Raw genomic sequence first — 13,989 nt, forward strand, 5'->3', positions numbered from 1 at the left:
GGCATGGCGTTCTTTCTGGGAATCGACGGGGGCGGCAGCGGCTGCCGGGCGGCGGTGTCGGACGCGGACGGCCGGATCATCGGCCAGGGCCAGGGCGGGCCCGCCAACATCAACAGCGATGTCGAGGGCGCGGCGGTCAACATCATGGCCGCCACGGCCCGGGCGATCGAGGGGACCGGCGCCGACCCGCGCGACCTCATCGCCGCGCTGGGCCTTGCGGGCGGCACGATGACGGCCGCGACCGAACGGCTGGCGGGGCTGCTGCCCTTCGCCCGGATGCGGATCGTCAACGACGCGGTGACGGCGGCCCGCGGAGCCCTGGGCACCCAGGACGGCATCCTGGCCGCGATCGGCACAGGATCGGTCTTTGCCGTGCAGCGCGGCGGCGATCTGCGCCAGGTGGGCGGGCGCGGCTTTCTGATGGGCGACGAGGGATCGGGCGCCGTTCTGGGCCGGGCGCTGCTGGCTCTGGCGATGCGGGCCGCAGACGGCTTCGCGGCCATGACCCCCCTGCTGCAGGAAATCCTGGAAACGCTCGGCGGCATCGAGGGCATCATCCGCTTCGGCAACACCGCCAGCCCCGCCGATTTCGCCGCCTTCGCCCCAGGCATCGTCTCGGGCGACGACCCGGCGGCGCGGCAGGTCCTGGATGCGGCCCTGGCCGATGTGCGCCACATCCTGACCGTCCTGCAAGGCGATGCGCCCTTGCCGGTGGTCTTCGTGGGCGGGCTTGGCCCCGCCTATGCGGCGCGGCTGACGGACTGGCCGCAGCGCCCGGCGCTTGGGTCGGGGGTGGACGGGGCGCTGCTGATGGCGCGGCAGATGGCCGGGGCGGCATGACGGTCCTGGCCGCGACGCGCGTCTTCGACGGCCGCCGGATGCTGGCCGATCATGCCGTGGTGATCGAGGGCGGCCGCATCGCCGCCGTGCTTCCGGTTGCCAAGGCCGGGCCTGTCACGCGGCTGAACGGCACCCTCGCCCCCGGGTTCCTGGATTTGCAGGTGAATGGCGGCGGCGGGCTGATGGTGGACGGCGGCACCGATCCCGCGGCGCTGCGCCGGATCTGCGCCACGCACCAGCGGCTTGGCTGCGCGGGGGTGCTGCCCACGCTGATCTCGGACAGCCCTGACGCCACGGCGTCCGTCATCGCCGCGGGCATCCGCGCGATCGGCACCCCCGGCTTTCTGGGCCTGCATCTGGAAGGCCCGCATCTGGACCCGCGCCGCCACGGCGCCCATGACCCGGCCCTGATCCGCCCGATGACGCCCGAGGATCTGGCGCGCCTTTGCGATGCCGCGCGCGCCCTGCCGGTGCTGATGGTGACGCTGGCGCCCGAAGCCGCGACGCCCGACCAGATCGCCGCGCTGTCGCGCGCCGGTGCGGTCGTCAGCCTGGGCCACAGCGACTGCGATTACGACACCGCCCGCGCCGCCTTTGCGGCGGGCGCGCGGCTTGTCACGCATCTGTTCAACGCCATGAGCCAGATGGGCCACCGCGCCCCCGGCCTGGTCGGCGCGGTGCTGGCGGGCGACGCCCGGGCCGGGCTGATCGCGGACGGGGTCCATGTCCACCCGGCGGCGATGCGCGCGGCCCTGGCGGCGCGCCCCGAAGGCATCTTCCTGGTCACCGACTGCATGGCCTTCGCCGGCACCGACCTGACCCGGATGGCCTTGCAAGGCCGGATCATCCACCGCCGCGACGGGCGGCTGACGCTGGCGGACGGCACCCTGGCCGGGGCGGATCTGCGTATGGATCAGGCGATCCGCGTGCTGGTCGATCAGGCGGGGATCGCCCCCGAACGGGCGCTGGCCATGGCCACGTCGGAGCCCGCGCGCGCCGCCGGCCTGGCGGGCGAGTACGGCGCGCTGCGCGAAGGCAGGCGCGCCGATCTGGTGCTTCTGGACGACGACTGGGGCCTGCAATCCGTCTGGATCGCCGGCCAGCCGGTCACTCCGGGATGACGCGCACCGCGCCGCGCGAGGCGCTGGTGGTCATCGCGGCATAGGCCCTGAGCGCGGTCGAGACCTGACGCTGGCGCGGCTTGGCGGGCTTCCAGCCCAGGGCCTCGCGCTGCGCACGGCGGGCGGCCAGGGTCGCGTCGTCCACCTCCAAGTGGATCACCCGGTTCGGGATGTCGATGCGGATCGTGTCGCCCTGTTCGACCAGGCCGATGGTGCCGCCCTCGGCCGCCTCGGGCGAGACATGGCCGATCGACAGCCCCGACGAGCCGCCCGAGAAGCGCCCGTCGGTCACCAGCGCGCAGGCCTTGCCCAGCCCCTTCGACTTCAGATAGCTGGTGGGATAGAGCATCTCCTGCATCCCCGGCCCGCCGCGCGGGCCTTCGTAACGGATCAGCACGATCTCGCCGGGGACCACCTTGCCGGTCAGGATTCCCGACACCGCATCGTCCTGGCTTTCGAAGATATGCGCGCGGCCGGTGAAGGTCAGGATCGATTCGTCCACCCCCGCCGTCTTCACGATGCAGCCGTCCTCGGCCAGGTTGCCATACAGCACCGCCAGCCCGCCGTCCTGGCTAAACGCATGGTCTGCCGCCCGGATCACGCCCGACTTGCGGTCGGTATCCACCGAATCATAGCGCCGGTCCTGCGAGAACGCGACCTGCGTCGGCACGCCCCCCGGCGCGGCGCGGTAGAAGTCGTGGACGGACGCGGCGTCGGTGCGCATCACGTCCCAGCGGTCCAGCGCCTCGGCCAGGGACCCGGCATGGACGCTGCCGACATCGGTGTGCAGCAGGCCCGCGCGGTCCAGTTCGCCCAGGATGCCCATGATGCCGCCGGCGCGGTGGACGTCCTCCATGTGCACGTCGTCCTTGGCGGGGGCGACCTTGCACAGCACCGGCACGCGCCGCGACAGGCGGTCGATGTCGGACATGGTGAAATCGACGCCCGCCTCGTGCGCGGCGGCCAGCAGGTGCAGCACGGTGTTGGTGGACCCGCCCATGGCGATGTCCAGGGTCATCGCGTTCTCGAAGGCCTTGAAGCTGGCAATCGAGCGGGGCAGCACGCTGGCGTCGTCGCCTTCGTAGTAGCGGCGCGCCAGATCGACGACCAGATGGCCGGCCTCGACGAACAGGCGCTTGCGGTCGGCATGGGTGGCAAGCGTCGATCCGTTGCCGGGCAGCGCCAGGCCCAGCGCCTCGGTCAGGCAGTTCATGGAATTGGCGGTGAACATGCCCGAACAGGATCCGCAGGTCGGGCAGGCCGAGCGTTCGATCACCTCGACCTCGGCATCCGAGATGCGATCATCGGCGGCGGCGACCATGGCATCGACCAGATCCAGCGCCTTGACCTTGCCGCTGTCCAGGATGACCTTGCCGGCCTCCATCGGGCCGCCGGACACGAAGACCACCGGGATGTTCAGCCGCAGCGCCGCCATCAGCATCCCCGGCGTGATCTTGTCGCAGTTGCTGATGCAGACCATCGCATCGGCGCAATGGGCGTTGACCATGTATTCCACCGAATCCGCGATGATCTCGCGCGAGGGCAGCGAATACAGCATCCCGTCATGGCCCATCGCGATCCCGTCATCGACGGCGATGGTGTTGAATTCCTTGGCGATGCCGCCCGCGGCCTCGACCTCTCGGGCGACCAGCTGGCCCAGATCCTTCAGATGGACATGGCCCGGCACGAACTGGGTGAAGCTGTTGACGATGGCGATGATCGGCTTGCCGAAATCGCTGTCCTTCACCCCGGTCGCCCGCCACAGGCCGCGCGCGCCCGCCATGTTGCGGCCGTGGGTGGTGGTGCGGGAACGATAGGCGGGCATGGCAGGCACTCCTCTGGCTGGCGCGCGGTTTTAACACCGTTGGCGGCGGAAGGAAATTGCCGATTGCGTGCGTTTGCGGTTCGTTTCGACCGTCACGAGGCCAGCTTCATGGTGACGATGCCCGCCACGATCAGGGCGGCGGCCAGAAGGCGCGCGGGGGTGACGGGTTCGCCGAACAGCACGATGCCCAGCAGAAAGGCCCCGACCGCGCCGATGCCCACCCAGACGGTATAAGAGGTTCCCAGCGGCAACGTCCGCATGGCAAGCGCCAGCAGCCAGAACGAGCCGATCATGCCGGCGACCATGACCACCGTGGGCAGAAGCCGCGTGAAGCCGGCGGACTGCTTCATCGCCGTGGCCCAGACGATTTCCAGAAGGCCGGCAAGAACAAGATGGAACCAGGCCATGACGGACCCCCTGCTGGCCGGGTCGTCCCGGCATGTCGCCCGTCACGGGGAGGTCGTCCTCTCTACCCCAGGTACGGGCGCGGGCGCCGGCGTTCAAGGCCGCAGGCGATCGACCTGCGCGTTCTCGACCAGGCGGGTCCTGGCGCCCAGCAGCCGTTCGGCCAGCATCTTGGTGCCGGTTATCAGCAGGTTGCTGCCGTCCCACAGTTCCGCCGCAACCGGCCGCACCGTGATGACCCGCAGATCGGGATTGTCGGGCGCCTTGAAGAAGGTCTCGTCGGAAAAGCGCCACAGGTCGCGGGCCTTCTGGGGGTCGTGGCGGACCTCGGCGATGCCGTTGATGACCACGTAGTCATTCGCGCGCTCATCGGAAAAGGCCAGCGCCACATGGGGGTTCGCCGCGATCTGGTCCAGCTTGCAGCCCTTGCCGTCGGACAGGACGTAGATCGCCCCCTCGTCGCGGCGGACGCGGGCGAAGACCGGGCGGACCCGCTGGCCCTGGCCGTCCTGGGTGACGAACATGCAGGGGTCCAGCTTTCCGGCAAGGGTCCAGATGCGGTCGATGACATCAGGATCGGGGGCGGAGTCCTGCGGTTCGGGGTCTTTCGGACCGGGGTTCTGCGGGTGGGGGGCATCGGGGGCAGGCATGGCGATCCTCGGGGCTCTGCGGTGGCGCAGAAACGCCCGGGCGCGAGGCCCGTTCCCTGCCGGCTTCCCCCTCAGCGCATCCCCAGCCCGGCCCGCATCATCAGCCGCCGCACCGGAGCAATGCCGTAGAGCCCGCCCAGCGCCGCCGCGCGCAGGTCGCGCAGCGGGCGGATCGAAGTCTGGCTGGCGCGGTTCAGCGCGTCGATGCCCAGCAGCCGGGCAAAGGCCTCGGGGCGGCGGTCGCGGTCATAGGCGGCAAGGCCCGCCGGATCGCCCGGCCGGTCGCCCGACAGGTCCAGCAGCGCCGACAGGTCGGCCAGGCTCATGTTCAGGCCCTGCGCACCGATGGGCGGGACCACATGGGCGGCCTCGGCGATCAGGGCGGTACGGGGGCCGGCGAAGCGGTGGGCGATCTGGCTGATGATCGGCCATTGCGTCAGCCGGGTCGCCAGCGCCAGATGGCCCAGCACCCCGGCGGAACGGGCGTTCAGTTCGGCCTCGAAGGCGGCGGGCGGCAGGGCGGCAAGGCGCGCCACGTCGCGGCCGGTCTCCATCCAGACGACGGCCGAACAGGGCCTGCCGTCGCGGTCGGGCAGCGGGACCAGCGTGAACGGCCCGCCCGAGCGGTGGATCTCGGTCGAGACGTTGCCGTGGGGGATGTCGTGCGTGACCGCGAAGGCCAGGGCCTTCTGCCCATAGCGGAAGGTCCGCACGCCGATGCCAAGCGCCTGGCGGACCGGCGAATCGCGCCCGTCCGCGCCCACCAGCAGCCGCGCCCGCAGGCGCCGGCCGTCGGTCAGCGTCACCAGCGCGCCCTCGTCCCGGGCCAGGACGCCGGCGGTGCCGGTGCCGGGCTGGAAGCGGACGTTCTCCATCCCGGACAGCCGGGCCAGGATCTCTCGCCGCAGCAGCCAGTTGGGCAGGTTCCAGCCGAAGGGCTGGTCGCCGATTTCCGAGGCGTCGAAATCGCGGATCAGCCGCGCCACCGGCTGCGCGCCGCCGGCATCGACGATCCGCATCACCTGCAGGGGCGTGGCGTGGGGCGCCAGCCGGTCCCACAGCCCGATCCGCCGCAGCAGGCCGACCGCGGGCGTCAGGAAGGCCGTGGTCCGCAGATCGGCGCCCTCGGCGGCCTCGTCCGTCACCGGCGCGGCCGGATCGACGCAGAGGACCGAACGGCCCTGCGCCCCGAAGGCCACGGCAGCGATCAGCCCGGCGACGCCGCCGCCGGACACCAGGATGTCGGTTCGCGAAGGATCGCCTGCGATCATATGCCGCGCCTAGTTTCCGGCGGTGAACAGCAGCATCACCGCGAAAACCACCGCCGTCAGCACCAGACCCAGCAGGCCAAGCGCCGGCAGGCCGATCAGGGCGACGGCCAGGACGCCCAGCGCCAGAACCACGGCGATCAGGGCAAGGACAGGAAAAGTCAGGCGATTGGCGGTCTTGCGAGTAGCGTGGGTCATGGCAAACCTGTTGATGGGCGCGTCCGGCCCCGATTGTGGCCCAACCGGTCGGCAAGGGCAATCTGGCGCAAGGCCCCGCGCAGGAACCCCATGCGGATCCGGGAACAGCGGCCTTGCAATCGGCGGATGCGCGGCCAATCGTGCAGGCCATGAAGGACGCGTATTCCCTGATCCTGGCCGCGATCGAATCCGGCACCTATCGCCCCGGCGACAGGCTGGTCGAATCGGAACTGGCCGAACGCTTCGGCGTCAGCCGCACCCCCGTGCGCGAGGCGCTGCAGCGGCTGGAAACGCAGGCCATGCTGGTGCGCGACGGGCGCAGCCTGATCGTCGCGTCGCTGGACCACAACCAGCTGGCGGAACTTTATACCGTCCGCGCCGAGCTCGAGGCCCTGGCGGCCCGCCTGGCCGCCCGCCACGCCACCCCCGAGGAGGTCCGGGTGCTGGCGCAGATGGTCGAGGACGACCAGAAGGCCGTGGGCGACCCCGAGGCGCTGGCCCGCGCCAACAAGCGCTTCCACCACCAGATCCACCTGGCCTCGCACAACCGCTATCTGGTGCAGCAGCTTGACCTGGTGCATCGGTCGATGGCGCTGATGGCGCGCACATCGCTGGCCGCCGAGGGGCGCAGCGAAACCGCCCTGGCCGAACACAAGCGGATCGTGGACGCCATCGCGGCGGGCGACGGGCCGGCGGCGGACAGGGCGCTGCGGCAGCATATCTCGATGGCCTGGGAGACGCGGCTGAAGCTCGAGGCGGCGGCGGACCGTGACTGAGCGCCCGCGCCTGATCGGCTCCGAGGCCGACCTGTCGGAAGGCATGGCGCATCTGGTGGCGGTCTGCCCGGTCTGGGCGCGCGTGGCGCCGCGGATCGGCCCCCTGCCCCTGCGCCGGCGCAGCGACGGCTTCGAGGCCATCGCCTCGGCCATCGTCTCGCAGCAGATCTCGGTCGCGGCGGCCGAAGCGATCTGGGCGCGGATGGGCGCGGCCGGGTTGCGGAGCGAAGCGGCCATCGCGGCGGCGGACGACGACAGCCTGCGTGCGGCGGGGCTGTCGCGGCCCAAGGCGCGCTATCTTCGGGCCGTGGCGGCGGCGGGCCTGGACTGGAACGGGCTGCGGGAGCTGCCCGACGACCAGGTGATCGCGGCGCTGACGGCCCTGCCCGGCATCGGCGTCTGGACCGCCGAGATCTATCTGAAGTTCGCGCTGGGCCGGGCGGACGCCTTCGCGGCCGGCGATCTGGCGCTGCAGGAGGCCGCGCGGATCATGTACGGCCTGGAACTGCGCCCCGGCCCGGCCGCCCTGCGCCAGATGGCCGAACCCTGGCGGCCCTGGCGTGCGGTTGCGGCGCGGGGGCTGTGGGCCTATTACCATCTGGCGAAAGGCCGCGAGGGAGTGACATGAGCGTTCTGACAACAGCCCGCAAGGGACCGGCGAAGGCCGATGCGGTGGTGGTCTTCCTGCACGGCTATGGCGCGGACGGCGCGGATCTGCTGGGCCTGGCCGAGCCGCTGTCGCCGCATCTGCCGGGCGTCGCCTTCCACGCCCCCGACGCGCCCGAGCGCAGCATCAACAACCCCTTCGGCTATCAGTGGTTTCCCGTTCCCTGGCTGGACGGGTCGAGCGAGGCGCAGGCGCGCGACGCCATGGCACGGTCGGTCGGCCTGCTGAACGCCTGGCTGGACGGGGTGCTGGCGGACGAGGGGCTGACGGCGGACCGGATGGTCGTGGTGGGATTTTCGCAAGGCACGATGATGGCGCTGCACGTCCTGCCGCGCCGGGCCGAGCCCGTCGCCGGCATCGTCGGGTTCTCGGGCCGCCTGCTGGCGCCGGAACTGCTGGCGGCCGAGGCCAGGGTCAGGCCGCCGGTGCTGCTGCTGCACGGCGACCAGGATCCGATGGTGCCGTTCCAGGACATGCAGCTTGCATCCCAGGCGCTGCAACAGGCGGGCTTTGCCGTCAGCAGCCATGTGATGAAGGGAACCGGGCACGGGATCTCGGCCGACGGTCTGTCGGTCGCGCTGCGCTTCGTGAAGGACCGGCTGGGAAAATGACAAGGCCGGGGGCTTCGCGCCCCCGGACCCCCGCGGGATATTTGCGCACAGAAGATGGCCCCCGTCAGGCCCAGATGGCGGGGTCGGCAAGTTCGATCGAATTGCCCGCGGGATCGCGCAGATAGATGGACCGCCCGCCGTTGGGCCATTGGAAATCCGCCTCGATGGCGATGCCGCGGGCGGTCAGGTGGGCGCGCCAAGCGTCCAGGTGATCGGGCTGGACCGACAGGCAGAAATGCCCCTGCCCCCGGGCGCCATGCGGGGGAACCGGCAGGCGGGCACCGGGGCCGGGCGGCTGCCCGGTGGCGGCCGGGTTGAACACCAGCAGAACCTGCGAGGGGGCCACGCGGAAGAAAACGTGCCTGCCGGGGACGCTCTGGAAGGGCTCGAGGCCCATCACCTCGGCCCAGAAGGCCCGGGCGGCGTCCAGGTCATCGGCGTAAAGGGCCGATTCCAGCGTGCCGAGAACAGGGGGTGGCGGTTGGCTCATGGGCGCAGGCTGCCATGTCCGCGGCCGCCGGGCAATCCGTCCTGTGCGCGCCGCGCGGATCCGGATCCCCTGCCGCGCCGAACAGATTGGGGGGTTGCCAGCGGCCCGACGCGATATATAGTTGCGGTGATGGATCTGACGGGCGCCCCCGACCACCCTGCGGGGGAAGACGGGAAGGCTGCATGCTAGACGACCGACATCAGGCGGATTTCCGGACCCAGTTCGTGCGCGAGCCAGCCAGCCTGCGCCATCACCCCGCGCTTGTGCTGAACGCGGACTATCGGCCGCTGTCCTATTACCCGCTCTCGCTCTGGCCTTGGCAGGAGGCGATCAAGGCGGCCTTCCTGGACCGCGTGGACATCATCGCCGAATACGACGAGGTGGTGCGAAGTCAGCGGCAGGCGTTCCGGCTGCCCTCGGTCGTGGTTCTGAAGGATTATGTGAAACCCCAGAAGCGCGTAGCCTTTACGCGCTTCAATCTTTTCCTGCGGGACGAGTTCTGCTGCCAGTATTGCGGCGCTAAGGGGGATCTGACCTTCGATCATGTCGTGCCCCGGTCGCGCGGCGGCGTCACCAGTTGGGACAATGTCGTGGCGGCCTGTTCGCCCTGCAACCTGCGCAAGGCCAACCGCAGCCTGCGCCATTCCGGGATGAGCCTGCGCCGCAAGCCCAGGCAGCCCACGCCCGAGGAAATGCACGCGGCCGGGCGGCGGTTTCCGCCGAATCACCTGCATGAAAGCTGGATGGATTTCCTGTACTGGGACGCCGAACTGGAAAGCTGACCCCCGGCTGCAAGCCCGCAGCGGGCCGCAGGGACGGCTTCAGGCGTCGTGGTCGTGCCTGTCGCGCTGCGCCAGATGGACGAACACCGCCCCGGACAGCGCGATCAGCGACAACGCCACCAAGGGGATGCCTGCAGCGAAAGACAGCCACAGCGTCAGGGCGGCGATCAGGATGACCGCGGCGATCAGGAACAGGAAATGCGGCAGGGGCATGGCGATCGTCTCCTCACCGCCAATATGGGGCGCAAGGAGCCGCTTGAAAAGAAGACCGTGACGGTCCGCCAGGTTTTTGCCTGCCTGCCGGCGGCGCGTTCAGATCAGGCCGGCATGGGCAAGCGCCGCGTCGATCTGCCGCCGTGTCGGATCTGTCAGCCCCACCAGCGGCAGCCGGACCCGTTCGTGGCAAAGCCCCAGCCGCGACATCGCGTATTTCGCCCCCACCAGCCCCGGTTCGACGAAGATCGCCACGTGCAGCGGCATCAGCCGGTCCTGGCATTCCAGCGCCTTCGCATAGTCGCCCGCCAGCGTCGCCTCCTGAAACTCGGCGCAGAGCCTGGGTGCCACGTTCGCGGTCACGCTGATGCAGCCCACCCCGCCATGCGCGTTGAAGCCCAGCGCGGTGGCGTCCTCGCCCGAGAGCTGCACGAAGTCGCGGCCGCAGGTGATGCGCTGCTGGCTGACCCGCTCGAGCCTGCCGGTGGCGTCCTTGACGCCGATGATCGTGGGCAGTTTCGCCAGCTCGCCCATGGTTTCCGGGGTCATGTCGATGACCGACCGGCTGGGGATGTTGTAGATGATGATCGGCAGGTCCGACGCCTGGGCCAGGGCGGTGTAATGCGCGATCAGCCCCGCCTGCGTGGGCTTGTTGTAATAGGGCGTCACGACCAGGGCGGCGTCGGCGCCGACCTCGGCTGCGTGGCGGACAAGGCCGATGCCCTCGCGGGTGCTGTTCGATCCGGCGCCGGCGATGACCGGGATGCGCCCGGCCGCGGCGCGCACGACTTCCTCGATCACCAGGCGATGCTCGTCATGGGTCAGGGTGGGGCTTTCGCCGGTGGTGCCGACGGGAACAAGGCCATGGCTGCCCTGTTCCACATGCCAGTCCACCAGGGCCTTCAGCCTGTCCAGATCCAGTTCGCCGTCCTCGGTGAACGGCGTGACCAGGGCGGGCAGGGATCCCTTGAACATGACACGCTTCCTTGCAGCATTGCTTTGCGGGCCTGATTAACGGGCTGGGGGAACTTGCCAAGGTTGTGAATTGCCTCGCGGGCAAGGGGCGGCGACACAGGGCGGTGATGCGACTTCTGCGCGACATGATAGCCGCCGGGCTGCTGATGCTGGCCCCCCTTGGCCCGGCCCGGGCCGAGGACGCCGGCGCGATGGCCCTGGCGCTGTCGGCGGCGGATGCCCGCGACTGGATCACCGCCCGCGACGCTGCGCGCCGGTCGGGACCGATGGCCGAGGCGCTGGTCGGCTGGCAGGCGATGCGCGCGGGCCACGGCCAGATCGGCGACTATGTCGACTTTGTCCGGGCCTATGGCGACTGGCCGGGACTGGCGCTGCTGCGCGAACAGGGCGATGCCCGGCTGCGCCCGGACCTGCCGGCGCAGGACCTGCGCGACTGGTTCGGCGCCCGCCTGCCCCAGACGCTGGCGGCGGAAACCGCCTATCTTGCCATCCTCGACCCGCAGGCCGCGGCGGCCGAACGCGCCCGGTTCTGGACCGGCACTCCGCTGACGGCGGCCGAGGAGGCGGCCTTCCTGGCCGCGCACGAGGCGGAACTGGCACCGCTGATGACGGCGCGGGCCGTGGCGATGCTGGACCGGCAGGAATGGGCCCAGGCCGAACGCCTGTTGCCCCGCCTGCCCCAGGGCGACCGGCCGCTGCTGGCCGCGCGGATCGCGCTGCAGGCGGGCCGCGCGGGGGTGGACGACCTGATCCTGGCCCTGCCCGATGCGGCGCGCGCCGATCCGGGCCTGACGCTGGACCGCTATCTGTGGCGGGTCCGCGCCAAGCAGCATGATGGCGCGCAGGCGCTGATGCTGGCGGCCTCTGGCAGCGCCACGGCGCTGCGCGACCCCGCCGCATGGGCGCCGATGCGGGTGGACTATGCCCGGCTGGCCATGCGCAACGGCGACTGGGCGCGGGCCGAGGCGCTTGCCCGCCCGCATTTCCTGCCCCAGGACAACCGCCATTATGCCGATCTGGAATGGCTGGCGGGTTTCGCGGCGCTGAAGCAGGGGGCGGCGGACCGCGCCCTGGCGCATTTTCGGCACCTGGAGACCGTTGTGGGCAGCCAGATCAGCCGGTCCCGGGCCTTCTACTGGCAGGGACGCGCGCATCAGGCGCTTGGCGATCAGGCGGCGGCGGATGCGGCCTTCCGGCAGGCGGCGGCGATGCCGGGGACCTATTACGGCCAGCTTGCCGCCGAACGGGTCGGCGTGCCCATGCCTGCCGACCTTGCCGATCCCGGTCCCCTGCCCGACTGGCGCCGATCGGCGCTGGGCAACAGCACGGTCTTTCAGGCCGGGCTGTGGCTGCTGGCCACCGGCCGCCCGGACGAGGCGCAGCGATTCTTCCTGCACCTGTCGGAAACCGCCCCGCCCCAGGACATCCTGCGCATGTCCCGGCTGATGCATGACGCGGGGATGCCCTGGCACGGGCTGCGCCTGTCCAAGCGCGCGGCCGACAAGGGCGTGATCCATCCCGCGGCGCATTTTCCGCTGACCGGGCTGCAGCACACCGACTTCGGCGTACCGCCCGAACTGGTGCTGTCCATCGCCCGCCAGGAATCCGAGTTCAACCCCGCAGCCCGTAGCCCGGTGGGCGCGCGCGGCCTGATGCAGGTGATGCCGGCCACCGCCGAGCAGATGGCCCGCCAGATCCGCGAACCCTATGACCTGGGGCGGCTGACGTCCGACGGGGCCTACAACGCCCGGCTGGGCGCGGCCTATCTGGCCGGGCTGCGCGGCCGCTTTGGCGCCTCGACGGCGCTGATCGCCTCGGGCTACAACGCCGGGCCGGGGCGCCCCGCCCGCTGGCTGCGCGACTTCGGCGACCTGCGCCGCGACGCCGATCCGGTCGAATGGGTGGAGCTGATCCCGTTCGACGAGACCCGCAACTACGTGATGCGCGTGACCGAGGCGATGCCCGTCTATCGCGCCCGCATCCACGGCAAGCCCGCGCCGCTTGTTCCGGCCTGGGATCTGACCGGCGGCGGGCTGATGCCGCCACCCGCGGCGCGGCTGACGCTGGCCCTGTCCGCGCGGCCGGCGGAAAAGCCCTTCATCGGGCCGCGCCTGCCCCCGGGCTGGCTGCCGGTCGCCGTCGAGGCCTCGGCTCGCTAGGGCTGCGCGCCAGGCGCCCGTCAGGCGGCCTTCAGCCTTGCGCGCCACAGCGTGAACAGGCCCGCCGCGACGACGATCGCCGCGCCGATCACCACGTTCATGTGCAGCGCCTCGCCGAAGACCAGCACGCCGATCGCGCTGACCCAGACAAGCTGCGTATAGGCGAAGGGCTGCAGGGCCGAGGCCTCGGCCAGTTCGTAGGCCCGGATCAGCAGGTAGTGGGACAGGATCCCCAGGGCGCAGAGGATCCCCATCCAGATCCAGTCGCCCGGCGCCAGCCACTGCCAGTGACGGATGCCCAGCACCGTGATGGTGGCGGCCCCGGCGATGCCGGTCCAGAAAAAGCTGACCTGCGCCGGATCGTCGCGCGACACGTGCCGCGTCAGCAACCCGTAGACCGCGAACATCAGCGCCGACACGAAGGCCAGCAGCGCGCCGGGATTGAGCGCCGTGCCGCCCGGCTGCAGGATGATCAGGATGCCCAGAAAGCCCACGCCGATCGCCGTCCAGCGGCGCCAGCCGACCCGCTCGCCCAGGATCGGGCCCGACAGCGCGGCGACCAGCAGCGGATAAGCGGTGAAGATGGCATGGGTGCCGACCAGGCCAAGGCGAACGAAGGCCTCGACCATCAGGGTGGTCTCGATCACCAGAAGGGTGCCGCGCAGGATCTGCGTCGCCGGCCTTCTGGTGCGGATCGCCCGGCGCAGGCCGCCCGGCTGGCGGGAAACCATCGCGATCACGAACAGGGCGAAGACCCAGTACCGGATCATCACGATCAGCAGCGGCGGGTATTGCGATCCCAGCAGCCGCGAGAAGGCATCCTGCCCGGCGAAGATCAGGCTGGTCGCGCACATCAGCAGAATGGCCAGCCCGGTGCGGTCGCCGCTGCCGCGCGTGGGCGGCGGAACGGGCGGCGGGGCCGCGGCAGCGGCCGCCGATGCGGCATAGGGCTGGTCGTCGTGGCTCTCTGGCATGGCGGGTCCCCGGGTCATGGGCCGCCATGCGCCCC

The 13,989-nt window shown here is 71.0% G+C and carries 16 protein-coding genes; 7 read left to right on the forward strand and 9 right to left on the reverse strand.

Annotated features, from left to right (window positions below; genetic code table 11):
• Window positions 1-3 precede the first annotated feature (3 nt).
• Window positions 4-840 carry a glucosamine kinase nucleotide-binding domain-containing protein gene (locus ACZ1HC_RS03015; RefSeq protein ID WP_472698688.1) on the forward strand — a complete coding sequence of 279 codons (837 nt, stop codon included), beginning with the start codon at window positions 4-6 and terminating at the stop codon, window positions 838-840.
• On the forward strand, window positions 837-1,961 hold the full coding sequence (gene nagA / locus ACZ1HC_RS03020) for an N-acetylglucosamine-6-phosphate deacetylase (protein ID WP_472698689.1): 1,125 nt from the start codon (window positions 837-839) through the stop codon (window positions 1,959-1,961). The genes ACZ1HC_RS03015 and nagA overlap by 4 nt, the downstream gene beginning before the upstream one ends.
• On the opposite strand, the gene ilvD is transcribed toward nagA, so the two are convergent.
• The 5 genes from ilvD to ACZ1HC_RS03045 all read right to left on the reverse strand — a co-directional run bounded on the left by ilvD (window position 1,948) and on the right by ACZ1HC_RS03045 (window position 6,307).
• The gene (gene ilvD / locus ACZ1HC_RS03025) at window positions 1,948-3,786 is read right to left on the reverse strand and encodes a dihydroxy-acid dehydratase (RefSeq protein WP_472698690.1); all 1,839 of its coding nucleotides are present in this window, start codon (window positions 3,784-3,786) and stop codon (window positions 1,948-1,950) included. The two genes, nagA and ilvD, sit on opposite strands and share 14 nt — an antisense overlap.
• A gap of 92 nt (window positions 3,787-3,878) precedes the next feature.
• Window positions 3,879-4,193, reverse strand: coding sequence for a DMT family transporter (locus tag ACZ1HC_RS03030; protein WP_472698691.1), 315 nt, complete (start codon window positions 4,191-4,193; stop codon window positions 3,879-3,881).
• Between the two features lie 93 nt (window positions 4,194-4,286).
• The gene (locus ACZ1HC_RS03035; RefSeq protein WP_472698692.1) at window positions 4,287-4,841 is read right to left on the reverse strand and encodes a pyridoxamine 5'-phosphate oxidase family protein; all 555 of its coding nucleotides are present in this window, start codon (window positions 4,839-4,841) and stop codon (window positions 4,287-4,289) included.
• A 71-nt stretch (window positions 4,842-4,912) separates the two neighbouring features.
• Entirely contained in the window at window positions 4,913-6,112 is a 1,200-nt protein-coding gene (locus ACZ1HC_RS03040) for a UbiH/UbiF family hydroxylase (RefSeq protein WP_472698693.1), read from the reverse strand.
• Between the two features lie 9 nt (window positions 6,113-6,121).
• A complete protein-coding gene (locus ACZ1HC_RS03045; RefSeq protein ID WP_472698694.1) occupies window positions 6,122-6,307 on the reverse strand; it encodes a hypothetical protein in 186 nt (61 codons plus the stop codon).
• Window positions 6,308-6,456: 149 nt separating this feature from the next.
• Between ACZ1HC_RS03045 and ACZ1HC_RS03050 the strand changes: the two genes are divergently transcribed.
• From ACZ1HC_RS03050 to ACZ1HC_RS03060, 3 genes are read left to right on the forward strand one after another with little or no spacing between them, the layout of a single operon-like run.
• Window positions 6,457-7,083, forward strand: coding sequence for a GntR family transcriptional regulator (locus ACZ1HC_RS03050; RefSeq protein ID WP_472698695.1), 627 nt, complete (start codon window positions 6,457-6,459; stop codon window positions 7,081-7,083).
• Between the two features lie 43 nt (window positions 7,084-7,126).
• Window positions 7,127-7,711: a DNA-3-methyladenine glycosylase family protein gene (locus tag ACZ1HC_RS03055; protein ID WP_472700767.1), complete on the forward strand. Its 585-nt coding sequence runs from the start codon at window positions 7,127-7,129 to the stop codon at window positions 7,709-7,711.
• Complete coding sequence (locus tag ACZ1HC_RS03060; RefSeq protein ID WP_472698696.1) at window positions 7,708-8,361, forward strand: alpha/beta hydrolase; 654 nt, start codon at window positions 7,708-7,710, stop codon at window positions 8,359-8,361. The genes ACZ1HC_RS03055 and ACZ1HC_RS03060 overlap by 4 nt, the downstream gene beginning before the upstream one ends.
• 64 nt (window positions 8,362-8,425) lie before the next feature.
• On the opposite strand, the gene ACZ1HC_RS03065 is transcribed toward ACZ1HC_RS03060, so the two are convergent.
• Window positions 8,426-8,851 carry a VOC family protein gene (locus ACZ1HC_RS03065; RefSeq protein WP_472698697.1) on the reverse strand — a complete coding sequence of 142 codons (426 nt, stop codon included), beginning with the start codon at window positions 8,849-8,851 and terminating at the stop codon, window positions 8,426-8,428.
• A 182-nt stretch (window positions 8,852-9,033) separates the two neighbouring features.
• Here ACZ1HC_RS03065 and ACZ1HC_RS03070 point away from each other — a divergent pair, with 182 nt between their 5' ends.
• Window positions 9,034-9,633 carry an HNH endonuclease gene (locus tag ACZ1HC_RS03070; protein WP_472698698.1) on the forward strand — a complete coding sequence of 200 codons (600 nt, stop codon included), beginning with the start codon at window positions 9,034-9,036 and terminating at the stop codon, window positions 9,631-9,633.
• A 39-nt stretch (window positions 9,634-9,672) separates the two neighbouring features.
• Here ACZ1HC_RS03070 and ACZ1HC_RS03075 read toward each other — a convergent pair whose 3' ends face one another.
• Both ACZ1HC_RS03075 and dapA read right to left on the reverse strand, forming a co-directional pair.
• A complete protein-coding gene (locus ACZ1HC_RS03075; protein ID WP_472698699.1) occupies window positions 9,673-9,846 on the reverse strand; it encodes a hypothetical protein in 174 nt (57 codons plus the stop codon).
• 99 nt (window positions 9,847-9,945) lie between these two features.
• Window positions 9,946-10,821: a 4-hydroxy-tetrahydrodipicolinate synthase gene (gene dapA, locus ACZ1HC_RS03080; RefSeq protein WP_472698700.1), complete on the reverse strand. Its 876-nt coding sequence runs from the start codon at window positions 10,819-10,821 to the stop codon at window positions 9,946-9,948.
• A 107-nt stretch (window positions 10,822-10,928) separates the two neighbouring features.
• Between dapA and ACZ1HC_RS03085 the strand changes: the two genes are divergently transcribed.
• Window positions 10,929-12,980, forward strand: a complete 2,052-nt coding sequence (locus tag ACZ1HC_RS03085; protein ID WP_472698701.1) for a lytic transglycosylase domain-containing protein — start codon at window positions 10,929-10,931, stop codon at window positions 12,978-12,980.
• A 20-nt stretch (window positions 12,981-13,000) separates the two neighbouring features.
• Here the strand turns inward: ACZ1HC_RS03085 and ACZ1HC_RS03090 are convergent, their stop codons facing one another.
• A complete protein-coding gene (locus tag ACZ1HC_RS03090) occupies window positions 13,001-13,972 on the reverse strand; it encodes a DMT family transporter (RefSeq protein ID WP_472698702.1) in 972 nt (323 codons plus the stop codon).
• Between the last annotated feature and the right edge of the window lie 17 nt (window positions 13,973-13,989).

The sequence above is a fragment of the Paracoccus sp. BR5-17 genome (assembly GCF_055693925.1).